This is a genomic window from Pseudescherichia sp. (assembly GCF_032052675.1).
Lineage (GTDB): Bacteria > Pseudomonadota > Gammaproteobacteria > Enterobacterales > Enterobacteriaceae > Pseudescherichia.
Window position 1 is genome coordinate 401,579 of sequence record NZ_DAMBWA010000002.1, and the last position, 24,695, is coordinate 426,273.

Sequence of the window (24,695 nt, forward strand, 5' to 3'; positions counted from 1 at the left end):
GTACACTAGCGGCGACGTTAACTATATGTAAACAGGAAGATATTCATGTCACAAACCGTTCATTTCCAGGGTAATCCAGTCTCTGTTGCGGGTACCATTCCGGCAGTTGGCAGCAAAGCACACCCTTTCACTCTGGTAGCGAAGGATCTGACCGACGTTACGCTGTCACAGTTTGTGGGTAAGCGTAAAGTTCTCAACGTATTCCCAAGCATCGACACCGGTGTTTGCGCCGCCTCCGTGCGTAAATTCAACCAGCTTGCCACCGAAATGAAAGATACCGTGGTGCTGTGCATCTCCGCCGACCTGCCGTTTGCCCAGTCCCGCTTCTGCGGCGCGGAAGGCCTGAGCAACGTTATCACCCTGTCGACCCTGCGTAACGCCGACTTCCTCGAAAACTACGGCGTAGGCATTGCCGACGGTGCGCTGAAAGGCCTGGCCGCGCGTGCGGTTGTGGTTATCGACGAAAACGACACCGTTGTATTCAGCGAGCTGGTGAACGAGATCACCAACGAGCCGGACTACGAGGCTGCTCTGCAAGCGCTGGCCCAGTAAGCATAGCTGTATTAAAAAAGAGCCTTCATCACTGAAGGCTCTCTTGTTTTACTCCTCGCCCTTCTTCTGGCTCAGGCCATACTCCCGCAGCTTATTGGCAATAGCGGTATGCGACACGCCCAACCGTTTCGCCAGCTTGCGTGTGCTCGGGTAGCTGCGATAGAGCTGAATCAAGACCGACCGCTCGAAGCGGCTGGTGATATCGTCCAGCGATCCCTCCATTGCCTCTTCCCCGACCGCAACGGTTCCCGCATCGTAGTCCGGCAGCAGAATGTCCTGCGGGCGCAGCTCGTAGCCCTCCAGCTGCGTCAGCGCACGGTAGACCGCATTTTTCAGCTGGCGCACGTTGCCCGGCCAGCTGTAGCGGGTCAGAACGTTACTGAGATCGGCAGAGAGCTTCGGACGCGGCACGCCCTGCTCATCGGCAAAGCGGGCCACAAAGAGCTCGGTCAGCGGCATGATGTCCTGAGGACGATCGCGCAGCGGAGGCAGATCCAGGGTGAGCACGTTCAAGCGGTAGTAGAGATCCTCCCGGAAAATGCCCTTCTGCACCAGCTCCACCAGGTTCCGCTGGGTGGCGCAGATCACGCGCACGTCTACGTGAACTTCATGATCCTCACCGACGCGGCGGAAGGTACCATCGTTCAGAAAGCGCAGGAGCTTCACCTGCATGCGCGGCGACATCTCGCCGATCTCGTCGAGCAGCACCGAGCCGCCGTTGGCCTGCTCGAAGAACCCTTTTTTACCCTCTGGCGCGTGGCCAAACAGCTCGCTCTCTACCGCATCCTCAGGGATGGAGGCGCAGTTCAGGGCCAGATAGGGCTTCGCCGCACGCGGGCTGGCAAGGTGACAGGCATGGGCCAGCAGATCTTTGCCGGTGCCGGTATCGCCCACAATGAGCAGCGGCGCGCTGAGCATAGCCAGCTTGCGCGCCTGGTCGATGACGTGGCGCATTTTCGGGCTGGCGGCCACGATCTGATTAAAGGCGCTGGCGTCCTGGCTGACCAGATCCTGCAGCTGGCGGCCCATGCGGATGGTAGAGCGCAGCATCACTACCGCACCGGTCAGCAGCGGATCGCCGGCCTCGCCTTCGAGGTGTACCGGGGTGATCTCCATTAAGAAGTTCTGCCCATTGATGACCACATGCTCGTGGTGCGACGCTTGCGGGTTGCCCTCCAGCCAGCGCTGGAAGTTGAAGCCGTTAATCAGCTGCGGCGCGGTATGGTTGCGCAGCCGGGCCTGGCTCTGGGCAAAGAGCTGGCAGCTGGCCTGGTTCGCCAGCTCCACTTTACTCTTCATATCCAGAGAGAGCACCGGCTCAGGCAGTGCCTCCAGCAGAGCGCTCATGGCGCGGTGCTCACGCTCGGAGGGCATCCATAAGACAGTGCGCACGTCAGTCACGCCAGAGATACGGCGGATTTCGGCCATCAGGCTGCTGAAGTCATTAAATTCCAGTTCAGCAAAATTGAGGTAGATCCGGCCGATAGGATCGATCTCAATGCCGCGTAAATCGATACCCCTGAGCACCAGCAGATCCAGTAGCTCACGGGTCAGACCAAGACGGTCCTCACAAAAGACTTCAAGACGCATGGGAGTTGCCACCCTTAAACAGTCAACGTATCTAAGAATGATAAGACACTTATCCGCAGCCAGGAAGCTATCTGTCAACAATTATTGACAGAGCGGTGGAAAACCCACCGCTATGGCGTAAAGCCAGGCGTTCAGTCACGCTTTTGCGTGCTGCTGCGCTGCATATTAGCTTTCAGTTCGCCAATAAGCTGACGACGAAAATCGGCCAGGCGGGGTTTGTCATCTTCCAGCCAGGGTAGCGGGCGGCATAGCTCCATCGCCTTGATGCCGAGACGGGCGGTAAGCAGCCCGGCACCGATGCCCTGCGCAGCACGGGCGGAAAGCCGGGCGGCGAGATCCTGCGATAGCCAGTCCATTCCTACCTCACGTACCACCTCGCTGGCCCCGGCAAAGGCGATATTGAGCAGCACCAGGCGAAACAGCCGCAGCCGGCTAAAATAGCCCAGCTCGATGCCGTAGAGCCTGGCGATGCGGTTAATCAGCCGTAGGTTGCGCCAGGCAATAAACGCCATATCCACCAGCGCCAGCGGGCTCACGGCGATCATCAGCGTTGAACCTGCCGCCGAGAGGCTGATTTCGCGCCGGGCCTGGGCATCTACCACCGGCTGCACCAGCCGGGCGTAGAGCGTGACGATCTCCCGGTCGCTCTGCGTCTCGTGAATGGCGGCGTACCAGCGTTGCAGAGCAGGATGCGCCTGATCGATACCCGCCTGACGGGCCAGCCTCTCGCAGAAATCACGCCCCTTGCCCGTGCCGTGGCTATGCAGCAGCAGGCTCGCCTCGTCACGCGCCTCAGCGCGCTGGCGCAGCCGCCAGAGCCGCCGCCACTCACCGACCACCGAACCTACCCCCGCGCCGACGATAAGCGCCCCCGCAGCACAGCCGCCCAACGCTACCCAGTCGTGGGTTTGCCAGGCGTCCATTGCCCACTGAACGCCCTGACCGACCACGCTAACGCCAAACAGCGCCAGCCCGGCCAGCACCATTGTACGCCACAGGCTGCGCCGGGGCCGCAGGGCCGCCTCGACGCTGGCTTCCGGCTGCGGCGTGTCGGCCAGAATCTCGTCCGGCTGAAGCGGCGTGAACTCTCCCGCCTCGGCTTCGCTAAACGCCTGCGCGGCTTTGAATGCTTCACGCACCTCTGTTGCAGGCTGTTCGGTAAAATCAACGCGTGGTTTGATGGGCTCGTTCATCGCAGCTTATCTCCCAGTAAAAATTCCAGCGCCGCATCAAGACGAATGTGCGGCATCGGGGTATCCACGTCCATTACCCGCGGACGAAAGGCCTCAAACTGAAAGCCCTGCTTCTCCCAGAACGCCTGCCCCGGCAGCCGGGCGGGAACATCGCCTGGATAGACCGTCAGCGGTTTGCCATCGCTGAGACGATCCCCGCGCAGGGCCGGGATTTTGTCACCGTTGATGTCAACCAGGCCGCTCTCTGTGGCCTGCACCGCTGCGAGGCCGAGGCAGTCGATATCGATCCCCTCAAAGGCGGCATTTTGCCAGGCGTCGGTAACCAGCTGCTGGAGTAGAGAGACCATATTGGCATGCTGATCGACGGTGACGTGGTCAGCTTTGGTGGCGGCAAACAGCAGCTTGTCGATAACCGGCGAGAAGAGGCGGCGAAATAGCGTCCGCTGCCCATAGTGAAAGCTCTGCATTAGCTGGGTCAGGGCAAGGCGCATATCGTTAAACGCCTGCGGTCCGCTGTTAAGCGGTTGCAGGCAGTCCACCAGCACGATCTGGCGATCGAAACGCAGGAAGTAGTTTTTATAGAACCCTTTGACCACGTTTTCGCAGTAGTAGTTGAAGCGCTCGCGCAGCATCCCGGCGTTGCTGCTCTTATCCGCCTGGGCTAACTTTGCCTCACCCGTTTCATCAACGTTCGGCCAGGGGAAGAACTGAAGCGCAGGCGCACCGGCCATCTCGCCGGGCAAAATGAAGCGCCCAGGCTGGATAAAGTGCAGCCCCTCGGTCTTGCACTGGTGCAGATACTCTGTCCAGGCGTCGGCAATCTCTGCCAGCCGGTTCTCATCGGCCGGAGCCAGCGGATCCAGCCCTTCGCAGAGCTGACGCCAGCGGGCAGACCACTCTTTTCTGTGACCCTGTAACATACCGGTCATCTGTCGGGACCAGCTGGTATAGTCCTGCGCCAGCATGGGTAGATCCAGCAACCATTCGCCGGGGTAGTCAACGATCTCTACGTAGAGGGTGGCGCTGTCGGTAAAATGACGCAGCAGGGAGTCATTCGAGCGGTAGCGCAGAGCCAGACGCATCTCGCTGACGCCGCGCGTCGGCGTTGGCCACGCCGGTGGCGTACCGTAAAGTTGGGCGATACCTTCATCCCAGGTAAAGCGCGGGGTACCAAAATCGCGCTGCGGCACCCGCTTTACGCCCAGCAGGCGCTCCTCGCGAACCGCGCTGAAGAGCGGCAGGCGCGCACCGTTATGAATATTTAATAGCTGGTGCACCATCGCGGTGATGAACGCCGTTTTGCCGCTGCGGCTCAGGCCAGTGACGGCGAGGCGCAGATGCCTGTCGACGCCGCGGTTAACGAGGGCGTTAAGCTCAGATTTAAATCGCTTCATAGCCATCCTGTTTTGCCCTGAAGTGAAAGATTCGATAAGAGAAGGAGTATAAGGCGGCAGGCGCAGTGGGATCTATGCCCAACAAAAGCAAGCGGCGCAGAGGTTGCGCCGCCAGAGAATCATTTCATATTGCGCGATACGCGCGTCGCGAGGCGTTTAAGCATCGGCTCCAGCGCCAGCGCCAGCAGCATTTTCACCGGACGGCGTGCCACGGATTTGATTGCCCAGCCCGCTACGCCCGCCGGGCCGTAGCGCAGCGCGGTCAGCAGCACCAGCTTGCCTGCAATTTTCAGTGCCGGTTTCGCTTTTTTGCCGGTCTGTTGCCATTTGCTATTCATCATTTACCTCGTTAGGTCGTTATATCAGAGCTGACGGAAGCGGCTGCGCAGCGAAAACGTATCGGAGGTGACGTAGCGCTCCATCTCGCGTAGACGCTTCTCGCCTGATGCCAGCTCCGCGTCCACCGCGTTCAGTAGTTCGCTGCTGGTCGGCGCAGCTTCGCCATCCATTTCCCCCTCCGGCATCGGATCGAGCACAAAGGTAAGGATGATATAGGCGAGCACCACAAAGAAGAACAGGCCAAAAAGCATCGCCAGGACCGTAATCAGGCGTACCAGCTTCACCGGTACGTCAAGATAGTGGGCAATCCCCGCGCAAACGCCTTTCACCATCCCCTGCTGGGGAATTCGCCACAGTTTTTTATTAAAAAAGTCGTTCATTAGCGATCCCTCCAGTTCGGGTGCTCTGCATCAAGAATAGCTTCCAGAGAGGCTATTCGCTCGCGCATCCGTTTTGCCTCGTCGTTGAGCTGGGCCAGGCGCTGCTGCTCGCTTTGCGAAAGCGCATCGCGACCGCTGCGGTTGTTGTAGTGCAGCCACAGCCAGACCGGCAGGACAAACAGGACAAACAGGACAAACAGGGTCAGAGGAATAGCCAAAAATAGCGCGCTCATGTGTACTCCTTACAGATGAGGGGCGGCATAAACCAACGCCGCCCGTTAGTATTCATCGTTTGTTATTATTGAATATCTTGTTTCATTTTGGCTTTCAGCTGCGCCAGCTGCTCGCTGATTTCATCGCTCGCTTTCAGCTCGGCAAACTCCTGATCCAGGGACTTCTGCTTGCCAAAACCGTGGCTCTCCGCTTCGGCTTCCATCTGGTCGATACGACGCTCGAAGGATTCAAAACGTGCCATCGCTTCGTCCAGCTTGCCGCTGTCCAGCTGACGGCGCACGTCGCGGGAAGAGCTGGCCGCCTGGTGACGCAGGGTCAGCGCCTGCTGACGGGCACGGGTCTCGCTGAGTTTGTTCTCCAGCTCACCAATCTCTTTTTTCATGCGCACCAGGGTCTCATCAACCAGGACCACTTCCTGCTCAAGGGTGGTGATGATGTCGGTCAGCTTCTGTTTTTCAATCAGGGCAGCGCGAGCCAGATCCTCTTTCTCTTTACGCAGCGCCAGCTCGGCCTTCTCCTGCCACTCTGCCTGCTGGGCGGTCGCCTGCTCAATACGACGCGACAGCTGTTTCTTTTCCGCCAGCGCACGTGCAGAGGTAGAGCGCACTTCAACCAGCGTATCCTCCATCTCCTGAATCATCAGGCGCACCAGTTTCTGCGGATCTTCCGCCTTCTCCAGCAGCGAGTTGATGTTGGCGTTCACGATGTCGGCAAAACGAGAAAAAATACCCATAATGTAATCCTCATATTTTATGTAATCGGGCTAAGCCCTGCTGCTAAGTTAATACAAGACCCGTGCCAACTTTTTATCTTATTGATTGTAAAAGAGTTGATTAATTTTACCGCTGCGGCAATTTAGTCTACAGTGGTGAATAACACTAACTAATAGCGAATTTCATCATGGCGGAATACAAGGATAATCTTCTTGGGGAGGCTAATAGCTTTCTGGAAGTGCTGGAGCAGGTTTCACGCCTCGCCCCGCTGGATAAGCCAGTATTGATTATTGGTGAGCGCGGAACGGGTAAGGAGCTGATCGCCAACCGCCTGCACTTTCTCTCCGGACGCTGGGACGGGCCCTTTATCTCGCTGAACTGCGCCGCTCTCAACGAGAACCTGCTGGACACCGAGCTGTTTGGTCATGAAGCCGGGGCTTTTACCGGGGCACAGCGGCGCCATCCCGGCCGCTTCGAGCGCGCCGACGGTGGGACACTTTTTCTCGACGAGCTGGCTACGGCCCCGATGCTGGTTCAGGAGAAGCTGCTGCGGGTGATTGAGTACGGCGAGCTGGAGCGCGTCGGCGGCAGCCAGCCGCTGCAGGTTAATGTCCGGCTGGTGTGCGCCACCAATGCCGATCTGCCTGAAATGGTACGCAACGGTACGTTCCGCGCCGATCTTCTCGACCGGCTGGCCTTTGACGTGGTGCAGCTTCCACCGCTGCGCGAGCGTCGGAGCGATATCATGCTGATGGCAGAGCACTTCGCGATCCAGATGTGCCGCGAGCTGCGGCTGCCGCTGTTTCCGGGCTTTACCGAACGCGCCCGGGAGGCGCTGCTGCACTACCGCTGGCCGGGTAATATTCGCGAGCTAAAGAACGTAGTAGAGCGCTCGGTCTACCGGCACGGCACTAGCGAGGTGGCGCTGGATGAGATTATTATCGATCCTTTCCAGCGAACTGCCTCTCCCGAGCCGGTGACAGAAACGTTGCCTGGCACGCCAGGCCTGCCGCTGGATCTGCGTGAGTTTCAGAATAAGCAGGAGAAGACCCTGCTGGAGGCTGCGCTACAGCAGGCCAAATTTAACCAGAAGCGTGCGGCGGCGCTGCTCGGCCTGACCTACCACCAGCTCAGGGCGCTGTTGAAAAAGCATGGACTGTGAGGCAATGCCCGACGGCGTTACGCTTGCACGGGCCTACGTGAGAGTTGCCTGTCAACACAAAGCAGAAGTGGCAAACTTGTCCTGTTCCGGGTAGAAATTCACTCCGTCCACGAAACATTTCATTCTCAGGATTGAAGCAGAAAATAGGCTTAAAATGACAAGAAAATTATGGAGTCGTGAAACCATAGCCAGTACCGCCCATGTCATTCAGGTCGAACGCCTGCTCACAAAAAAGATTTTCATTGATGAAACTCTGCTGGTTATGGTTCGTCAGGGGCAAAAAAGCATTGCGTGGCGGGATAAGAATATGCTTGTGTCTGCTGGCGAGGCGATATTGGTTAGTGCCGGATGCTCACTCGATGTGACAAATATTCCTCAATCCAGCCACGCGCCTTTTGAAGCAGAGTGGCTAAGCTTTCCTTTATTAAGGATATATGACCCTGCTGGCACAAACGAAGCCAATATGCCGCGCGTGCTCCACGATGTGAGCGTCGTCTTTCGCCAGGCTTTCGATCACACAGTCGTCTCGATCAAGGACGCCGCAGGCATTCCCGACAGAGTGGCAGTGAAGCGGGTGGAGGAGATATGCGAATGGTTAGAAAGTTTCGGTCTGATGTTGAAGCCAGCAGCAAACGTGATGCTGAGTCAGCGCATCAGAAAGCTAGTGTTAACAGATCTTCTGAAAAACTGGAGAGCATCAGAGGTTGCCCGTCACTTTGCTATGTCAGAGGCGACATTACGCCGCAGGCTTAATGCTGAGGAGACTTCTTTCAGGAGTGTTGTCACCGAAGCCAGAATGGGCCATGCCCTGGCGCTATTACAGGTTACAGATCAGGCCGTTTCCCAGATAGCGCTGGGCGTTGGTTATGAAAACCCCTCGAAGTTTACTGCCCGCTTTCGCGCCCGCTTTGGTTTTAACCCAGGGCAAGTTCGCGCGCAGGAAATGCCCGCTGCCCTGACGTGACCTGAGAACATTACCTGCTCTGCACCACTTCCAGACGGGCTGTTGCAAGGGTATTCATATTAGCCAGATAGCCAACCAGCGCCGGAGTCGCATCGGCCATAACATGAGGCAGCGTGGCAACAGATAGAGCCTTAAGGGTAATCACATAGTGGTGTGTCTGTCCCACAGGCGGACATGGCCCGCCATAACCCGGCACCCCGAAATCAGTACGTGTCTGGAAGGCAGGGGATGGCAATCCTTTATTATCTGGAGTGATACCTGCAGCAAGCGCCCGGCTGCTGGCAGGTATATTGACCACCGTCCAGTGTACCCATCCGTGCCCCGTTGGGGCATCTTTATCAAAAATCTCCAGCACGAAACTTTGCGTGCCAGCAGGCACGTTTTCCCATTTCAGGGCGGGTGAATGATTGTCCCCTCTACATCCCAGACCAAATTCGGCGCTACTCAAATGGTCATTTTCAAAGTGGCCCTTTTTGATTTCCGGGCTGGTCAGTCTGAAATAAACAGGAGTATTTGCCTGAGCCGCACCGCTCAGAATGGATAAAAGACCGGCGGCAATGATTTTTTTTACTGAGTTCATAACATTAACCCATTGAAACTAGACAGAGCCCCATCCTAACAAATGCGTTCTCTGTAACCCGCTCCCGCTCCGCTCAAGTTCTAATCCAAAACGCTCAATTGTATTTCCTTTATTCTCTGCCTGTTGGGGCGTGTCCCGCGTAATGTATCGTCCGCTTTATCCGCTTCGTACAGCAAGCGGATATCATCAGCAGCGCGTCATTGAGCCGCATTTTGACCCGCATGCCTCCCTCAGCCAGAAACAGGCGACTTAACGTCCCAGATAAAAATCCTTCTTCTATACTGATTTACGTTAAGTGAACTCTGTCGCGGTTGTTGCCTGCGCGATAACTGCCGCATTGACCCACTATTACGCCATATTGGTCACTATTTATTTTTGATAGGGGATTTCCTGGTATGTTGCATTCTCAACCCTCACGCCTCGGCAGTATATTGCTGCTGCTGTCAGCCGTGGTTGGCTTCGCGGTAGCATTATACGCGTGGCTGACGCCGCTCACCGGCGTTACCGGCACTATTGGTGCTCTTGGCGTAGCCATCGACTGCGTAGTGCTGGCGCTACTGACCTTTTTACTGCGTCGTGCATCCCGTCGTGGAACGCGTATCTTCCTGATTATTGTCACCTTTATCATGCTGTTCGGTATTGCTTTTGCTGGCGCGCTGCTGCATCAGTACATCATTACTGCAGCAATGGTGGTCGGCCTGATTGGTCTGATTGCACTCTGCAGCAATTCCGCTCGCCCCAATCATCGCGCCCACGTCTGAGGAGCCGCCCGTGCAACACGATAAACACTCTCCATTACTGAAAGTCAGCATGACGGCGCTGGCACTACTGGTTACCCCTCTGACGCTGCATGCACAGGATAAAGCCCCTGAAGCCACAATGGGCGCCCGGGACAAGGTCAATGTAGATGCGGCCAATCAACAAGCGCCGGGCACCACTAAAACCACTGATGATGCCTCTTCAGGTACAGATGACGGGCAGAAAGTGGAATCAGCCTCGCAGCCAGCGACGCCACTGGTCCCCTCTACCGCCACCTGGGATAGCTTTCATGGCCAGCTTAACGCCCAGAAATACAGTCCACTGACGCAGATCACCGCGGAAAACGTGAGTAAATTAACCAAGGTTTGGGAATTTCATACTGGCGACGTCTCGGACGGAAAAGGCGATACCCCTGCCACCGTCTGGTCAGCGACCCCTGTTTTTGCTAACGAGACGATCTACATTGGCACCCCGTTCGATCGTCTGATTGCGCTCGATCCCGGCACCGGGAAGGAGAAGTGGCATTACGATACCAAATCCTCGCGCAAAGCCCTGACCCAGCCGGTGCTGAAAAACCGCGGCGTCTCCTACTGGCAGGCTAAAAATCCGGTGGCCGGAGAGGCGTGCCAGAAGATCGTCTATATGGGCACCGTGGATGGCAAGCTCTATGCGTTGGATGCCGACTCAGGCAAGCCGTGTAGCGGTTTTGCTGACAATGGCGTACTGAACATCAATCAGTGGAACACGGTTAACGCCAAATACCCGCTCTCTATCCTGCAACCGCCCACCGTTGTTGGCAACCATCTGCTGGTTGGCTGGGCCGGAAAGGACTGGGCGTATGCCGAAGCGCCTCCGGGCTCTGTGTTCGCAATCAATGCGCAGACCGGCGAGCGTGAGTGGACCTTCGATGCGATTCCGGCAGAAATCCGGCAACGCACCGGGACGGCCAACGTCTGGACCCATATGTCCGCCGATGAGGCAAACGGTCTGGTCTATCTGCCGGTCTCTTCCCCGTCACCCAACTACTGGGGCGGTAACCGCACCAAACCGATCCCGCTTGGCACCTCTACAACCGCGCTGGATATCAACACCGGTAAAGTGGTCTGGTCCCGTCAGTGGGTGCATCACGATGTGTGGGATTACGACATTAACTCTGCGCCGACGCTGATGGATATCACGGTTGACGGCAAACAGATCCCCGCGCTGATTCAGGCGACCAAGCAGGGCTTCCTGTTTGTTGTGAACCGCCTGACGGGCGAGGATGTTTGGCCTATTGAGGAGCGACCTGTACCACAAGGCGATGGTTCAGTGCAGGGTGAAGTGCTCTCGCCAACGCAGCCCTTCCCGACTAAACCCGCCCCGCTGCTCGATCAATCGAAAAAGCCAGAGATCTGGAAACTGGCGGATATGGTCGGTGCCGGGCAGTGTTCTCGCCTGTGGGATAACCTGACCTATGAGGGGATGTACACCCCGCCCACCACCAAGGGAGAAGGTACCCTGACCTATCCGGACAGTGCCGGTGGCGTTCAGTGGGGCGGCGTGGCGTTCGATCCCAAAAAACAGATTGCCATCGTTAATACCTCACATATTGTGCAGTATGTGAAGCTCTACGGCCGTGAAGATTATGATAAAGCGGATAAAGGTTCCGGCAACGAGAGCGGCTTTGCTCCTCAGGAAGGCGCCCCTTACGGCATGCGTCTGATGGTCGCAAACAACTGGCTCGGTATGCCGTGCTGGCAGCCGCCGTTTGGTGAAATCGTGGCGCTGGATATGCACACGGGCGATGTGAAGTGGCGCCGCCCAATTGGCGCATCGCAGCAGTATGGTTTCTTTATGCCGGAAAGTTGGGGCTCGCCGACCATCGGTGGCCCGGCCGTGACGGCGGGTGGCGTGATCTTCATCGGTGCGTCAATGGATGCCAAAGTGCGCGCCTATTCCGTAGATACCGGTGAAGAGCTGTGGTCCGATCAGGCTGAAGCGCCTGCGGTAGCGAACCCGTCGATCTATGAGTACAAGGGGCGTCAGTATGTCGCGTTTGTGGCCGGTGGGAATACTATTCTGAAGGATCAGGTGGGCGATCAGGTTGTGGTCTACGCGCTTCCTGAATAATCGTCTGCCATCATATCAATGCAAACAGCGTGGGGCCTCAGTGCCCCACTTTTTTATGCAGAGTGAAGACGCATTACTTCTTGTTAAGCATCGCTTTCAGATCGGCAAACGGATTGTAGGTTGCCGCCCCCACGTCCTTCTGCGCATCCTCTCCGGCCACGACGGTTGTGCCGTACTGATCGGCCTCGGTATATTTTGAGTGTTCATGATCGTGGCAGTAGAGGCACAGCAGCTCCCAGTTGCTGCCGTCCGGCGGGTTATTGGTGTGATCGTGATCGATATGGTGCACCGTTAACTCGCGCAGGTTCGAGTAGACAAACTCACGTGAACAGCGTCCGCATACCCACGGATAAATCTTTAACGCTCTTTCACGGTAGTCTGATTCAAGACGGGCGTAATTCTTCGGGATGATAGCCATAGCAGGCAATCCTTACGGTAACAAAAGTATCTCCCTATAGTATGCCAATGTATGACGCACGCCAATCACTGATGGGAGGCCGGGGCGTGCTGGCGACAGACCTCCAGCACAAACTGCCGTAGCCAACGGTGCGCGGGATCAGCCTCTGCTCGCGGATGCCACATCTGGGAGAGCGTGATACCTCGCACCTTTACCGGCAGTTCAAACATACAATACGTCGCGGCAGGCTGATGGATAAGAAACGAGGCGGGGATCAGCCCCACCAGATCGGAGGCCTGAGCCACCGCCAGCGCAGCGGGAAAGCCCGGTACGACAGCAGCGATATTACGCTCAAGACCCTGTTCAGCGAGGGCCTCATCTACCGGTCCGGCGGTGTGGCCCCTGCGAGAGGCGGCCACGTGCGCATGCGCAAGGTAGTCGCTAATCCCCACTTCCGGCAGCGCCGCCAGTGGATGCCCGGGTCGTACCACGCCGACAAAGCGATCGCGAAACAGTGTCTGAATGCGGATCTCCGGCCCCATCTCCCCCAGCACGCCAACCTCAAGATCGACCAGCCCTTCACGTAGCGCCTTCGCGCTCTTTTCCGCCCGGGCAACAAAGCGCAGACGCACCCGTGGCGCACACTTCGCAGCCGCCACAATCAGCGTTGGGCCAAAGGCCTCGATAAAACCGTCGTTAGTACGCAGCACAAAGGTGCGATCGAGCGTCGCCAGTTCCAATCCCGTTGAAGAGGGTCGCAGCAGCGCCAGCCCCGCAAACAGCGTCTGCTGCGTACGCTCACGAATGGCCTCAGCATGCGGCGTTAACACCATGTGGCGCCCGGCGCGCACCAGCAACGGATCGCCGGTAGCCGCACGCAAGCGGCTAAGCGTTCGGCTCATTGCCGATGCGCTCAACCCTAAACGACGCGCAGCACCCGCCACGCTGGCTTCCGCCAGCAGCGCGTCGAGGGCAATGAGCAGGTTCATATCGGGTACGTTCATCCGCTTATCTTACTCTCACCGTTCGGTTTGAGGAAAGGCGTCTGGTGCAGGTTATAACTGCAAAGGCTGCGTCTTCCGCCCTGCCGCCACCCGAATTACGCTGTAGAGAGTCGATAACGCACATAACGAGGTGAATAGCGTGGAACTTTTTTCTACCAGACCCGGAGATGAGGGCTTAGTGGGACGCGAACGGATGCTGGCGATGGCCGCAGTCATGACCAGTACCACAATGGCCGTGTTTGACGGTGCCATCATCAACGTTGCGCTGCCATCCATTGCCCATGCGCTGGCGGTGCCCGCCCGGTCTGCCGTGTGGGTCGCCAATGGCTATCTGCTGTCGGCCGCCATGACGCTGGCAATTTTTGCCGCGCTTGCCAGCCGCATTGGTTTTCGTGCTCTGTTTGCTTTTGGCCTGTGTCTCTTTACGCTGGCCTCGCTGGGCTGCGCCCTCTCCTCTTCACTCTCGATGCTGACAGGCTGGCGCATCGTGCAGGGTGTGGGCGGTGCCGCGACCTTGAGTATTGCTCCGGCGATCCTGCGTTCTGTTTTCCCTACCCGCCTGCTGGGGCGCATTCTCGGCCTGCATGCCCTGCTGATCGCTGCCAGTACGGCTGTCGCGCCGGTGCTGGGCGGTACGCTGCTGGCTGCCCTGAGCTGGCAGTGGCTGTTTGCCATCAACATCCCGTTGGGAACGATCGCCTTAACGCTGACGCTTCAGGCGATCCCCGATAACCGCACGCGCGGACGCGCACCCTTTGATATCGCCGGTGCGGCGCTGTCAGCGCTGATGCTGGGCGGGCTGATTATGGCGGCAAACGCCTTCTCCCGCCCCGGTCTGGCGCAAACGCAGCTCTGGACAGCGGCAGGCTACGGAGGCGTGGCGATGGCCGCCGGGCTGGCGTTTATCTGGCGTCAGCGCCGTGCGCCACAGCCGCTCATGCCGCTACAACTCTTCTCCTCGGCGCGCTTCTCACTGGCGGCGCTCACCTCGCTGGCCTCCTTCGTTAGCCAGGGAATGACGTTTATTGCTCTGCCGTTCCTGTTTCAAAGCGTCTACGGGTATAGCGTCTTTGCCTCGGCGCTGCTGTTCACGCCGTGGCCGCTGGGTATCATGCTGGCGGCGCCCCATGCAGGGCGGCTGGCCGATCGCTATCCGGCAGCGATAATTTCCACCGCGGGGTTAGGCCTTTTTGCACTGGGGCTTGTGCTGCTGGCGCTGCTTCCTGCACAGGCCCAGGCCTGGGATATCGGCGTTCGCAGCCTGGTCTGCGGAATAGGCTTTGGCTTTTTCCAAAGCCCCAACAACCGTGAGATGATGGCGAACGCCTCGCGAGAGCACAGCGGCTACGCCTCCGGCGTGCTGGCCATTATGCGTACCTTCGGCCAGTGTCTGGGCGGTGCTTTAGTGGGGATCGTCCTGTCGATCTTTGCGCCAGCGGGCACCCAGGCGGCAAAGGCGGTTCACCTGAGCCTGTGGATTGCCGTGCTGGCCACCGTCCTGGCTCTCCTGTTTAGCCTAAGCCGCATACGAAACCGACCTGATTGACGACTTTTACGCCGCTTATCCCCCAGACATTTTTACGTAGCCGTGCTAAGTGCGATACACTTTGTAAATCGGTCTTACAGTTAAAGAAATTATGCGCCTGATTATATCTTCCCTGCTCATGGCAGTCGGCCTGTTAAGCGGACACGTCCAGGCCGCGCCTGCGCGTCCCGCTACGGCTGACATTCGTGAGAGTGGTTTTGTCTACTGCGTGAACGGCCAGGTCAACACCTTCAATCCGCAAAAAGCGAGCAGCGGCCTGATTGTAGATACCCTGGCGGCCCAGATTTACGACCGTCTGCTGGACGTAGATCCCTACACCTATCGTCTGGTACCCGAGCTGGCAGAGAGCTGGGAGGTGCTGGATAACGGCGCGACCTACCGTTTCCACCTGCGCAGCAACGTCGCGTTCCAGAAAACGCCGTGGTTTACGCCGGGCCGGACGCTTAATGCCGACGACGTCGTCTTTAGCTTTCAGCGTATTTTCGATCGCCACCACCCGTGGCATAACGTCAACGGCAGCAGCTTCCCCTATTTTGATAGCTTACAGTTCGCCGACTCTGTTGAAAGCGTGCGCAAGCTGGACAGCCGCACGGTGGAGTTCCGCCTGAAAAAGCCGGACGCCTCATTTTTATGGCATCTGGCTACCCACTACGCCTCGGTGATGTCCGCCGAGTATGCTGACCAGCTGGCTAAGCGCGATCGCCAGGAGCTGCTGGATCGCCAGCCAGTGGGCACCGGCCCGTTCCAGCTTGCCGAGTACCGCACCGGCCAGTATATCCGCCTGCAGCGCCACGCGCAGTTTTGGCGCGGGCAGCCGCTCATGCCCCAGGTGGTGGTCGATCTCGGCTCCGGGGGAACCGGCAGGCTATCGAAGCTGTTGACCGGCGAGTGCGATGTCCTGGCCTGGCCTGCCGCCAGCCAGCTGACGATTTTACGCGACGATCCGCGCCTGCGCCTGACCCTGCGTCCAGGGATGAACATCGCCTACCTGGCGTTTAACACCGACAAAGCGCCGCTGAATAACCCCGCCGTGCGCCATGCGCTGGCGCTGGCGATCAACAACCAACGTCTGATGCAGTCGATCTATTACGGCACGGCAGAGACCGCCGCCTCGATTTTGCCCCGCGCCTCCTGGGCCTACGACAGCGAAGCAAAGATCACCGAGTACAATCCGGAAAAAGCTAAACAGCAGCTGGCCGCGCTGGGCCTGGAGAACATGACGCTGCAACTGTGGGTGCCCACCAGTTCGCAGGCGTGGAACCCCAGCCCGCTGAAGACCGCCGAACTTATTCAGGCAGATATGGCCCAGGTAGGCGTTAAGGTGATGATTGTTCCCGTTGAGGGGCGCTTCCAGGAAGCCAGACTGATGGATATGAATCACGATCTGACGCTCTCCGGCTGGTCAACGGACAGCAACGATCCGGACAGTTTCTTCCGCCCGCTGCTTAGCTGTGCCGCCATTGAGTCGCAAACGAACTTTGCCCACTGGTGCCACCGGGAGTTTGATACCCTCTTACAGAAGGCGCTGACCTCCCAGCAGCTGGCGTCGCGCATCGAAGCCTACGATGAGGCCCAGACGATCCTCGCCCGGGAATTGCCGGTACTGCCGCTGGCCTCCTCCCTGCGACTGCAGGCCTACCGCTACGATATTAAAGGCCTTGTCCTGAGTCCGTTTGGCAATGCCTCGTTTGCCGGCGTCTCGCGCGAGCCTGAAAAAGAAGAGGTGAAGCAACCATGATCATCTTTACGCTGCGCCGTCTGCTTCTGCTGCTGGTTACGCTCTTTCTGTTGACCTTTGTGGGCTTCAGCCTGAGCTACTTTACCCCGCATGCGCCGTTGCAGGGGGCATCGCTGTGGAACGCCTGGTTCTTCTGGTTCAAGGGGGTGCTGCACTGGGACTTTGGCGTCTCCAGCATCAACGGGCAACTGATCTCCGAGCAGCTCAAGGAGGTCTTCCCGGCTACGATGGAGCTCTGTATTCTTGCCTTCGGCTTTGCGCTGGTAGTGGGTATTCCGGTTGGCATGATGGCCGGTATTATGCGCGGCAAATGGCAGGATAAGCTCATTAGCGCCCTGGCTCTGATTGGCTTCTCGATCCCTATCTTCTGGCTGGCCCTGCTGCTTACGCTTTTCTTCTCCCTGACGCTGGGCTGGCTGCCGGTATCGGGCCGCTTCGATCTCCTCTATGAGGTAAAATCAATCACCGGCTTTGCGCTGATTGACGCCTGGCTCTCGGAGTCAATATGGCGTGAGGAGATGATTGTGAGCGCGCTGCGGCATATGGTGTTACCGGTGCTGACCCTGGCCGTTGCACCGACGACCGAGGTTATCCGCCTGATGCGCATCAGTACGATTGATGTATTTGAGCAGAACTACATCAAGGCCGCCGCCACGCGCGGACTATCGCGTCTGACCATTCTGCGCCGCCACGTGCTGCACAACGCCCTGCCGCCGGTGATCCCCCGTCTTGGGCTGCAGTTTTCCACGATGCTGACGCTGGCGATGATCACCGAAATGGTGTTTAGCTGGCCGGGGCTGGGGCGCTGGGTAATCAATGCCATTCGTCAGCAGGACTATGCGGCCATCTCTGCCGGGGTCATGGTGATTGGTGCGCTGGTGATTATTGTTAACGTTCTCTCTGACATTCTGGGCGCGCTGGCGAACCCTTTGAAACATAAGGAGTGGTATGCCCTCCGATAACGTCTATAACGAGAAGCAAACCCCCGGCGCGCTGCGTACGGTATGGCGCAAGTTTTATGGCGATACCACCGCCATGATTGGCCTGTACGGCTGCGCCGGGCTGATGCTGCTCTCTATTTTTGGCCGCTGGTTTGCGCCCTACGGCATCGATCAGCAGTTCCTCGGCTATCAGCTGCTGCCGCCCTCGTGGTCGCGCTACGGCGATGTCTCCTTTTTCCTCGGTACCGACGACCTGGGACGCGACGTACTCAGCCGCCTGCTTAGCGGCGCGGCACCAACGGTTGGCGGTGCGTTTGTGGTCACCCTGGCGGCAACGATCTGCGGTCTGGTGCTGGGCGTCGTGGCCGGGGCAACACACGGCCTGCGATCGGCAGTGCTGAACCATGTGCTTGATACGCTGCTGTCGATCCCCTCTCTGCTGCTGGCGATTATCGTGGTGGCCTTTGCCGGGCCGCATCTCTCCCATGCTATGTTTGCCGTCTGGCTGGCGCTGCTGCCGAGGATGGTACGCTCGGTCTACAGCATGGTGCACGACGAGCTGGAAAAAGAGTACGTCGTCGCCGCGCGGCTGGACGGTGCTACGACGCTCAATATTTTGTGGTTTGCGGTACTGCCGAACATGACCGCAGGCCTGGTGACCGAGATCACCCGTGCGCTCTCTATGGCAATCCTCGATATTGCCGCGCTGGGCTTTCTCGATCTCGGCGCGCAGCTGCCCTCCCCGGAGTGGGGAGCGATGCTGGGCGATGCGCTGGAGCTGATCTACGTCGCGCCCTGGACGGTGATGCTGCCGGGGGCAGCGATCATGGTAAGCGTTTTACTGGTTAACCTGCTGGGCGACGGGATACGCCGTGCGGTCAATGCGGGGGTGGAATAAGTGCCACTACTTGATATTCGTAACTTGACCATTGAGGTCAAGACCGGTGAAGGCTGGGTCAGGGCCGTCGATCGCGTTACGCTGACCCTTGCCGAAGGTGAAATCCGCGGTCTGGTAGGCGAATCGGGCTCGGGCAAGAGCCTGATAGCCAAGGCGATCTGCGGCGTGACCAAAGACAACTGGCGCGTGACCGCCGACCGAATGCGCTTCGACGACGTCGATCTGATGCGCCTCTCGGCGCGCGAGCGGCGGAAAATTCTCGGCCACAACGTGTCGATGATTTTCCAGGAGCCCCAGTCCTGTCTCGATCCTTCAGAACGCATCGGCAAACAGCTGATGCAGAACATCCCGGCCTGGACCTACAAGGGCCGCTGGTGGCAGCGGATCGGCTGGCGGAAGCGGCGCGCCATCGAGCTGCTGCACCGGGTTGGCATTCGCGATCATAAAGATGCGATGCGCAGCTTCCCTTACGAGCTGACGGAAGGTGAGTGCCAGAAGGTGATGATTGCCATTGCGCTGGCAAACCAGCCGCGCCTGTTGATCGCCGATGAGCCGACCAACGCGATGGAGCCGACCACCCAGGCGCAGATTTTCCGTCTGCTGACCCGGCTCAACCAAAACAACAACACCACCATTATCCTGATCAGCCACGATCTGCAGATGCTGAGCCAGTGGGCGGACAAGATCAACGTGATGTACTGCGGCCAGACCGTAGAGACCGCGCCAAGCGAGGAGCTGATCGCCACGCCCCATCACCCTTATACCCAGGCGCTGATCCGTGCCATCCCTGATTTTGGCAGCGCCATGCCGCATAAGAGCCGCCTGAACACGCTGCCGGGGGCGATCCCGCTGCTGGAGCATCTGCCGATTGGCTGCCGGCTGGGGCCGCGCTGCCCCTATGCCCAGCGTAAATGCATCGAGCGTCCCCTGCTGGCCGGACCCAAAAATCACCTCTTTGCCTGTCATTTTCCACTGAATATGGAGAAGGAGTGAGATGGTCGACACTCTGCTGGAAGTACGCAACCTGAGTAAAACGTTCCGCTACCGCACCGGCTGGTTCCATCGCCAGACGGTGGAGGCGGTCAAGCCGCTGAGCTTTACCCTGCGAGAGAAGCAGACCCTGGCGATCATCGGTGAGAACGGCTCCGGTAAATCAACCCTGGCGAAGATGCTGGCAGGCATGATCGAACCGACCACCGGCGAGCTGCTGATTGACGACAGCCCGCTGCGCTACGGCGACTACTCGTTTCGTAGCCAGCGCATCCGCATGATTTTTCAGGATCCCTCCACGTCGCTGAACCCGCGTCAGCGCATCTCGCAGATCCTCGACTTTCCACTGCGTCTGAATACCGATCTGGATCCTGAGGCGCGGCGGCAGCGGGTGATTGAGACCCTGCGCATGGTCGGGCTGCTGCCGGATCATGTTAGCTACTATCCGCACATGCTCGCCCCCGGCCAGAAACAGCGTCTGGGGCTGGCCCGGGCCCTGATCCTGCGCCCGAAGGTGATCGTCGCGGATGAAGCCCTTGCCTCGCTGGATATGTCGATGCGTTCGCAATTAATTAACCTGATGCTGGAATTGCAGGAGAAACAGGGTATCTCTTATATCTATGTCACCCAGCATATTGGGATGATGAAACACATCAGCGACCAGGTCATCGTGATGCACCAGGGCGAAGTGGTCGAACGCGGCAGCACCGCCGAGGTGCTGGCTGCCCCGCTGCATGAGCTGACCCGACGGCTGATTGCCAGCCATTTTGGCGAGGCGCTGACGGCAGATGCCTGGCGAAAAGACCGCTAACGCCACTCTTTAAGGTGGTCGGATTAACACATATGGCGACACGTGCTATTATCGCCGCGTTTTAACGACGCTCGCGGCACGACCTGACGAGCGCCACAACAATGAATATAAGGATTAAGCTATGGGTTTTCTTTCCGGTAAGCGCATTCTGGTGACTGGCGTTGCCAGCAAACTCTCCATCGCATACGGCATCGCACAGGCTATGCATCGCGAAGGCGCTGAGCTGGCATTCACCTACCAGAACGACAAGCTGAAAGGCCGTGTTGAAGAGTTTGCCGCGCAGCTGGGTTCAAGCATCGTTCTGGAATGTGACGTTGCTAAAGACGAAAGCATTGACGGCCTGTTCGCTGAGCTGGCGAAAAGCTGGCCGAAGTTTGACGGCTTCGTGCACTCTATCGGTTTCGCACCGGGCGACCAGCTGGACGGCGACTACGTTAACGCCGTTACCCGTGAAGGCTTTAAAATTGCCCACGACATCAGCTCCTACAGCTTCGTTGCGCTGGCCAAAGCGTGCCGCTCCATGCTGAATCCGGACTCTGCTCTGCTGACCCTCTCCTACCTGGGTGCCGAGCGCGCTATTCCGAACTACAACGTGATGGGTCTGGCGAAAGCCTCTCTGGAAGCCAACGTGCGCTATATGGCGAACGCAATGGGTCCGGAAGGCGTGCGCGTGAACGGCATCTCTGCCGGTCCGATCCGTACCCTGGCCGCATCCGGGATCAAAGACTTCCGTAAAATGCTGGCCCACTGCGAAGCGGTCACCCCGATCCGTCGCACCGTTACTATCGAAGACGTGGGTAACACCGCGGCATTTCTCTGCTCTAACCTCTCCGGCGGTATCTCCGGTGAAGTGGTTCACGTTGACGGCGGCTTCAGCATCGCTGCAATGAACGAGCTGGAACTCAAATAAGCGTTCCCGTCCCCTCCCGTTCGGGAGGGGTCTCCCCCGCTGTTTATGCTTTTCTGCTATTTATTATCACCTAACAATATTTTTCCCTCCGTTAGCGTTACGCCAGGATATTGATCGCCATTTTGAGATCAAGGAAAGCCCATGGAACAACGCCGTTTTTCCGGCAAAGGCCACTGGTATCATGAGACCCAGTCGAGTACCGGCCAGGCACAAGCGCTACCGTTAGTTCCCGAAGCCGCCATCGTCCCTGACCGTTTTTTACTGGATCTGGTGTTACCTGAGGATGTCACTGCCCCCTGTCAAGGCTGGCTGGATCCTGCCCGTGCGCTCTACGACCGCCTCTTTCCCCGCAGCGTCAGCATTAGCCGCCTGCGCACCTTTAGCGCTTACGACCGTTTAAGCACGGCGCTAACAGTAGCCCAGGTGTATGGCGTTCAGCGCCTGTGCAATCACTACGCCGCCCGCCTCGCGCCGCTGCCCGGTCCGGACTCTTCGCGTGAAAGTAATCATCGGCTGGCGCAGATCACTCAGTATGCCAGACAGCTAGCCAGCTCCCCGGAGGTGATTGGTGCCCGAGCGCGGGAGCAGCTTGACGAGGTGGGACTGACCACCTGGGACATCGTGCTGATGGATCAGATTATCGGTTTTATCGGCTTTCAGGCGCGGGTTATCGCAGCGTTTCAGGCGCTGCTCTGCCAGCCCGTACGCTGGCTTCCTGGCATGGAGACGCAGCAGGACGCCGCCGCTGAACCTTTCACCCGCCAGGAGAGCCGTTGGGCACCGGGCCTCGAGAGCGTTGAGCTACGCCTCGCCAGCGCGGCCCAGCTGGAGGCGTTGGCTCAGTGGCAGCCGCTGCCGGCCCTGCAGGCACTGACGCCGGTGCTGGCCCATGAGCATCATCTGCTTAACGCGCTGGGGGAGATTTTACAAAGCGATCTGTGCGACTCGCTTGATGCCTCGCTGGTCGACCTCGTAGCCCTGCTGACGGCGCGGATTAACGGTAGCCTGGACTGCTTTAACACCCTGGCCACCCCTTCCGTTTCCAGGACGCTGATCGCGGCGTTGCGTAACGGCGAGCAGGCGTTAAACAGCTGGAGCCAGGCGGATCCGCAGGCACGGGCGATTATCCAGGCCGTACAGCTTTTGACCCGGGCGGCAGACAGGTTTAGCGCCGCCCAGTTTACTCCCCTCGTTGAGCAGGGGCTCTCTCCGCAGCAGGCGGTGAATCTGCTGGCGTGGAGCGGCCTGTGCGGCTGGTTGAATCGTCTTAAAATCGCGCTGGGCGACACGCATTAGCGCGAAACAGCGCTTGATGCGCCACCCAGAATCGCGTAAAACTGTCAGCCGCTCTTATGGCCACGAAAATATAAAATTATGTTCCAGGACAACCCGCTGCTAGCGCAGCTTAAACAGCAACTGCATTCCCAAACGCCGCGTGCGGAAGGCGTCGTAAAAGGCACCGAAAAAGGCTTTGGCTTCCTTGAAGTCGACGGACAGAAAAGCTATTTCATTCCGCCGCCGCAGATGAAGAAGGTAATGCATGGCGACCGCGTGATCGCCGTGATCCACAGTGACAAAGATCGTGAATCCGCCGAGCCGGAAGAGCTTGTCGAGCCGTTTCTGTCGCGCTTTGTAGGTAAAGTACACAGAAAAGACGATCGTCTGTCTATTGTACCGGATCATCCGTTGCTGAAAGAGGCCATTCCCTGCCGGGCCATGCGCGGCGTGGAGCATGATTTTAAAGATGGCGACTGGGCGGTAGCCGAAATGCGTCGCCATCCGCTGAAGGGCGATCGCGGCTTCTACGCCGAACTGACGCAGTTTATTACCTTTGGTGATGACCACTTTGTGCCGTGGTGGGTAACCCTTGCCCGTCACAATCTGGAAAAAGAGGCGCCTAACGGTGTGGCAACCGAGATGCTGGATGAGGGGCTGGAGCGTGTCGACCTGACCGCGCTGGACTTTGTCACCATCGACAGCGCCAGCACCGAAGATATGGATGATGCCCTGTTTGTCGAGGCGCTGGCTGACGATAAGCTGCAGCTGACCGTGGCCATTGCCGATCCCACCGCGTGGATCGCTGAGGGCAGCAAGCTGGACAATATCGCCAAAGTGCGCGCTTTCACCAACTATCTGCCGGGCTTTAATATCCCGATGCTGCCGCGCGAGCTGTCAGACGACCTCTGCTCGCTGCGAGCGCAGGAAGTCCGTCCCGTGCTGGCCTGCCGCATGATCATTGCCGCCGACGGCACCATTGAAGAGGATATTACCTTCTTCGCGGCGACCATTGAATCCAAAGCCAAGCTGGTCTATGACGAGGTCTCCGACTGGCTGGAAGGCAAAGCGGGCTGGCAGCCGCCGTCAGAGGCGATTGCTAACCAGATCCGCCTTCTGCACCGCGTCTGCCTGAGCCGCAGCGAGTGGCGTACCCAGCACGCGCTGGTGTTTAAGGATCGCCCGGACTACCGCTTCGTGCTGGGTGAAAAAGGCGAGGTGCTGGATATCGTGGCTGAACCACGCCGCATTGCTAACCGCATCGTGGAGGAGTCGATGATCTCCGCCAACATCTGTGCGGCACGCGTCCTGCGCGATAAGCTTGGGTTTGGTATCTACAATATTCATCTGGGGATCGATCCGGCGAATGGCGAAGCGCTGGCCGCGCTGCTGAAGACGCACGGCATGCATGTTGATGCAGAAGAGGTGCTGACCCTCGAAGGCTTCTGCAAGCTGCGTCGCGAGCTTGACGCCCAGCCGTCAGGTTTCCTCGACAGCCGTATCCGCCGCTTCCAGTCCTTTGCCGAGATTAGCACCGAGCCGGGCCCGCACTTCGGTCTTGGCCTGGATGCCTATGCGACCTGGACCTCACCGATTCGTAAGTATGGCGATATGATCAACCATCGCCTGCTGAAAGCGATTATCAAGAACGAAACCATCGCCCGCCCGCAGGATGATGCGACGGTACAAATGGCTGAACGTCGTCGACTCAACCGTATGGCGGAGCGTGACGTTGGCGACTGGCTGTATGCACGCTTCCTGAAAGATAAAGCCGCAACGGATGCCCGTTTTGCCGCTGAAATTATCGATATCAGCCGCGGCGGTATGCGCGTACGTCTGGTGGATAACGGTGCGGTAGCGTTTATTCCGGCGCCGTTCCTGCATGCCGTACGCGATGAGATGGTCTGTAGCCAGGAGAGCGGCACGGTAACAATTAAAGGCGAAACCGTGTATAAAGTTAGCGATGTCATTGACGTGACTATCGCTGAAGTACGCATGGAGACGCGCAGCGTTATTGCCCGCCCGCTGGCTTAATTATCTCCCTGCCCTGTCGGCCTCGTGATATACGAGGCCGACAGCGTTTTGCCCTTCCCTTCATGTAATAAATATTCACTAATTCTGGTTTTCAGCTGAAGCAGAAATATTATAAGATCGCCTGAAAAAACAGCGTGTTCCAGCATTAACCGTGCGGCTTTGTCGAGCTTAAAATGTGTAAC

General features: G+C 58.3%; 24 protein-coding genes. 14 read left to right on the top strand and 10 right to left on the bottom strand.

The features are described 5' to 3' along the window. Nucleotides 1-45: 45 nt before the first annotated feature. On the top strand, nucleotides 46-552 hold the full coding sequence (gene tpx / locus RTX96_RS04430; RefSeq protein ID WP_103820064.1) for a thiol peroxidase: 507 nt from the start codon (nucleotides 46-48) through the stop codon (nucleotides 550-552). Nucleotides 553-600: 48 nt separating this feature from the next. On the opposite strand, the gene tyrR is transcribed toward tpx, so the two are convergent. From tyrR to pspA, 7 genes are all read right to left on the bottom strand, one after another. Further along, entirely contained in the window at nucleotides 601-2,142 is a 1,542-nt protein-coding gene (gene tyrR, locus RTX96_RS04435; RefSeq protein WP_103820063.1) for a transcriptional regulator TyrR, read from the bottom strand. Between the two features lie 131 nt (nucleotides 2,143-2,273). Next, nucleotides 2,274-3,335 carry a TIGR01620 family protein gene (locus RTX96_RS04440; RefSeq protein WP_312670292.1) on the bottom strand — a complete coding sequence of 354 codons (1,062 nt, stop codon included), beginning with the start codon at nucleotides 3,333-3,335 and terminating at the stop codon, nucleotides 2,274-2,276. After that, nucleotides 3,332-4,729, bottom strand: coding sequence for a YcjX family protein (locus RTX96_RS04445; protein ID WP_312670294.1), 1,398 nt, complete (start codon nucleotides 4,727-4,729; stop codon nucleotides 3,332-3,334). The genes RTX96_RS04440 and RTX96_RS04445 overlap by 4 nt, the downstream gene beginning before the upstream one ends. 119 nt (nucleotides 4,730-4,848) lie before the next feature. Next, the gene (gene pspD, locus RTX96_RS04450) at nucleotides 4,849-5,067 is read right to left on the bottom strand and encodes a phage shock protein PspD (protein ID WP_103820060.1); all 219 of its coding nucleotides are present in this window, start codon (nucleotides 5,065-5,067) and stop codon (nucleotides 4,849-4,851) included. Between the two features lie 24 nt (nucleotides 5,068-5,091). Beyond that, a complete protein-coding gene (gene pspC / locus RTX96_RS04455) occupies nucleotides 5,092-5,448 on the bottom strand; it encodes an envelope stress response membrane protein PspC (protein WP_103820059.1) in 357 nt (118 codons plus the stop codon). Then, nucleotides 5,448-5,681: an envelope stress response membrane protein PspB gene (pspB, locus tag RTX96_RS04460; protein WP_312670298.1), complete on the bottom strand. Its 234-nt coding sequence runs from the start codon at nucleotides 5,679-5,681 to the stop codon at nucleotides 5,448-5,450. The genes pspC and pspB overlap by 1 nt, the downstream gene beginning before the upstream one ends. 65 nt (nucleotides 5,682-5,746) lie before the next feature. Beyond that, nucleotides 5,747-6,415, bottom strand: a complete 669-nt coding sequence (gene pspA, locus RTX96_RS04465; RefSeq protein WP_103820057.1) for a phage shock protein PspA — start codon at nucleotides 6,413-6,415, stop codon at nucleotides 5,747-5,749. A gap of 152 nt (nucleotides 6,416-6,567) precedes the next feature. Between pspA and pspF the strand changes: the two genes are divergently transcribed. Both pspF and RTX96_RS04475 read left to right on the top strand, forming a co-directional pair. Next, nucleotides 6,568-7,557, top strand: coding sequence for a phage shock protein operon transcriptional activator (gene pspF, locus RTX96_RS04470; protein WP_312670358.1), 990 nt, complete (start codon nucleotides 6,568-6,570; stop codon nucleotides 7,555-7,557). A gap of 154 nt (nucleotides 7,558-7,711) precedes the next feature. Beyond that, nucleotides 7,712-8,521, top strand: coding sequence for an AraC family transcriptional regulator (locus RTX96_RS04475; protein WP_312670300.1), 810 nt, complete (start codon nucleotides 7,712-7,714; stop codon nucleotides 8,519-8,521). Nucleotides 8,522-8,531: 10 nt separating this feature from the next. On the opposite strand, the gene RTX96_RS04480 is transcribed toward RTX96_RS04475, so the two are convergent. After that, nucleotides 8,532-9,101 carry a YbhB/YbcL family Raf kinase inhibitor-like protein gene (locus RTX96_RS04480; RefSeq protein WP_312670301.1) on the bottom strand — a complete coding sequence of 190 codons (570 nt, stop codon included), beginning with the start codon at nucleotides 9,099-9,101 and terminating at the stop codon, nucleotides 8,532-8,534. A gap of 395 nt (nucleotides 9,102-9,496) precedes the next feature. Here RTX96_RS04480 and RTX96_RS04485 point away from each other — a divergent pair, with 395 nt between their 5' ends. Together RTX96_RS04485 and RTX96_RS04490 are read left to right on the top strand one after the other, a co-directional pair. Next, a complete protein-coding gene (locus RTX96_RS04485; protein ID WP_103820053.1) occupies nucleotides 9,497-9,862 on the top strand; it encodes a hypothetical protein in 366 nt (121 codons plus the stop codon). A 10-nt stretch (nucleotides 9,863-9,872) separates the two neighbouring features. Continuing rightward, nucleotides 9,873-11,969, top strand: a complete 2,097-nt coding sequence (locus tag RTX96_RS04490) for a pyrroloquinoline quinone-dependent dehydrogenase (RefSeq protein WP_103820052.1) — start codon at nucleotides 9,873-9,875, stop codon at nucleotides 11,967-11,969. Between the two features lie 73 nt (nucleotides 11,970-12,042). On the opposite strand, the gene yajD is transcribed toward RTX96_RS04490, so the two are convergent. Further along, nucleotides 12,043-12,387: an HNH nuclease YajD gene (yajD, locus tag RTX96_RS04495; RefSeq protein ID WP_103820051.1), complete on the bottom strand. Its 345-nt coding sequence runs from the start codon at nucleotides 12,385-12,387 to the stop codon at nucleotides 12,043-12,045. A gap of 65 nt (nucleotides 12,388-12,452) precedes the next feature. Next, a complete protein-coding gene (locus RTX96_RS04500; protein ID WP_312670303.1) occupies nucleotides 12,453-13,370 on the bottom strand; it encodes a LysR family transcriptional regulator in 918 nt (305 codons plus the stop codon). A gap of 139 nt (nucleotides 13,371-13,509) precedes the next feature. Between RTX96_RS04500 and RTX96_RS04505 the strand changes: the two genes are divergently transcribed. The 9 genes from RTX96_RS04505 to RTX96_RS04545 all read left to right on the top strand — a co-directional run bounded on the left by RTX96_RS04505 (nucleotide 13,510) and on the right by RTX96_RS04545 (nucleotide 24,513). Next, a complete protein-coding gene (locus RTX96_RS04505) occupies nucleotides 13,510-14,916 on the top strand; it encodes an MFS transporter (RefSeq protein ID WP_312670305.1) in 1,407 nt (468 codons plus the stop codon). A 91-nt stretch (nucleotides 14,917-15,007) separates the two neighbouring features. Beyond that, nucleotides 15,008-16,654 carry an ABC transporter substrate-binding protein SapA gene (sapA, locus tag RTX96_RS04510; protein ID WP_312267719.1) on the top strand — a complete coding sequence of 549 codons (1,647 nt, stop codon included), beginning with the start codon at nucleotides 15,008-15,010 and terminating at the stop codon, nucleotides 16,652-16,654. Next, nucleotides 16,651-17,616: a putrescine export ABC transporter permease SapB gene (gene sapB / locus RTX96_RS04515; protein WP_103820047.1), complete on the top strand. Its 966-nt coding sequence runs from the start codon at nucleotides 16,651-16,653 to the stop codon at nucleotides 17,614-17,616. Before sapA ends, sapB begins: the two co-directional genes overlap by 4 nt. Then, nucleotides 17,603-18,493: a putrescine export ABC transporter permease SapC gene (gene sapC / locus RTX96_RS04520; protein WP_103820046.1), complete on the top strand. Its 891-nt coding sequence runs from the start codon at nucleotides 17,603-17,605 to the stop codon at nucleotides 18,491-18,493. Before sapB ends, sapC begins: the two co-directional genes overlap by 14 nt. Then, a complete protein-coding gene (gene sapD / locus RTX96_RS04525; protein WP_312670308.1) occupies nucleotides 18,494-19,486 on the top strand; it encodes a putrescine export ABC transporter ATP-binding protein SapD in 993 nt (330 codons plus the stop codon). It abuts the gene before it with no gap. Between the two features lies 1 nt (nucleotide 19,487). Next, nucleotides 19,488-20,294 (top strand): putrescine export ABC transporter ATP-binding protein SapF, encoded by an 807-nt coding sequence (gene sapF / locus RTX96_RS04530; protein WP_103820044.1) that lies wholly within the window; start codon nucleotides 19,488-19,490, stop codon nucleotides 20,292-20,294. A gap of 121 nt (nucleotides 20,295-20,415) precedes the next feature. After that, nucleotides 20,416-21,204 carry an enoyl-ACP reductase FabI gene (gene fabI / locus RTX96_RS04535; protein ID WP_103820043.1) on the top strand — a complete coding sequence of 263 codons (789 nt, stop codon included), beginning with the start codon at nucleotides 20,416-20,418 and terminating at the stop codon, nucleotides 21,202-21,204. A gap of 141 nt (nucleotides 21,205-21,345) precedes the next feature. After that, nucleotides 21,346-22,500, top strand: a complete 1,155-nt coding sequence (locus RTX96_RS04540; protein ID WP_312670311.1) for a CMD domain-containing protein — start codon at nucleotides 21,346-21,348, stop codon at nucleotides 22,498-22,500. A 78-nt stretch (nucleotides 22,501-22,578) separates the two neighbouring features. Next, a complete protein-coding gene (locus RTX96_RS04545; protein ID WP_312670313.1) occupies nucleotides 22,579-24,513 on the top strand; it encodes an exoribonuclease II in 1,935 nt (644 codons plus the stop codon). Nucleotides 24,514-24,695 lie beyond the last annotated feature (182 nt).

Coding starts and splice junctions, on each gene's coding strand:
- sapF (WP_103820044.1), top strand. CDS start 19,488: ATGGTCGACACTCTGCTGGAAGTACGCAACCTGAGTAAAACGTTCCGC.
- RTX96_RS04540 (WP_312670311.1), top strand. CDS start 21,346: ATGGAACAACGCCGTTTTTCCGGCAAAGGCCACTGGTATCATGAGACC.
- sapA (WP_312267719.1), top strand. CDS start 15,008: ATGCGCCTGATTATATCTTCCCTGCTCATGGCAGTCGGCCTGTTAAGC.
- RTX96_RS04480 (WP_312670301.1), bottom strand. CDS start 9,101: ATGAACTCAGTAAAAAAAATCATTGCCGCCGGTCTTTTATCCATTCTG.
- RTX96_RS04475 (WP_312670300.1), top strand. CDS start 7,712: ATGACAAGAAAATTATGGAGTCGTGAAACCATAGCCAGTACCGCCCAT.
- RTX96_RS04445 (WP_312670294.1), bottom strand. CDS start 4,729: ATGAAGCGATTTAAATCTGAGCTTAACGCCCTCGTTAACCGCGGCGTC.
- pspA (WP_103820057.1), bottom strand. CDS start 6,415: ATGGGTATTTTTTCTCGTTTTGCCGACATCGTGAACGCCAACATCAAC.
- pspC (WP_103820059.1), bottom strand. CDS start 5,448: ATGAACGACTTTTTTAATAAAAAACTGTGGCGAATTCCCCAGCAGGGG.
- pspD (WP_103820060.1), bottom strand. CDS start 5,067: ATGAATAGCAAATGGCAACAGACCGGCAAAAAAGCGAAACCGGCACTG.
- fabI (WP_103820043.1), top strand. CDS start 20,416: ATGGGTTTTCTTTCCGGTAAGCGCATTCTGGTGACTGGCGTTGCCAGC.
- sapB (WP_103820047.1), top strand. CDS start 16,651: ATGATCATCTTTACGCTGCGCCGTCTGCTTCTGCTGCTGGTTACGCTC.
- RTX96_RS04500 (WP_312670303.1), bottom strand. CDS start 13,370: ATGAACGTACCCGATATGAACCTGCTCATTGCCCTCGACGCGCTGCTG.
- RTX96_RS04545 (WP_312670313.1), top strand. CDS start 22,579: ATGTTCCAGGACAACCCGCTGCTAGCGCAGCTTAAACAGCAACTGCAT.
- sapC (WP_103820046.1), top strand. CDS start 17,603: ATGCCCTCCGATAACGTCTATAACGAGAAGCAAACCCCCGGCGCGCTG.
- RTX96_RS04440 (WP_312670292.1), bottom strand. CDS start 3,335: ATGAACGAGCCCATCAAACCACGCGTTGATTTTACCGAACAGCCTGCA.
- tpx (WP_103820064.1), top strand. CDS start 46: ATGTCACAAACCGTTCATTTCCAGGGTAATCCAGTCTCTGTTGCGGGT.
- tyrR (WP_103820063.1), bottom strand. CDS start 2,142: ATGCGTCTTGAAGTCTTTTGTGAGGACCGTCTTGGTCTGACCCGTGAG.
- pspB (WP_312670298.1), bottom strand. CDS start 5,681: ATGAGCGCGCTATTTTTGGCTATTCCTCTGACCCTGTTTGTCCTGTTT.
- yajD (WP_103820051.1), bottom strand. CDS start 12,387: ATGGCTATCATCCCGAAGAATTACGCCCGTCTTGAATCAGACTACCGT.
- RTX96_RS04485 (WP_103820053.1), top strand. CDS start 9,497: ATGTTGCATTCTCAACCCTCACGCCTCGGCAGTATATTGCTGCTGCTG.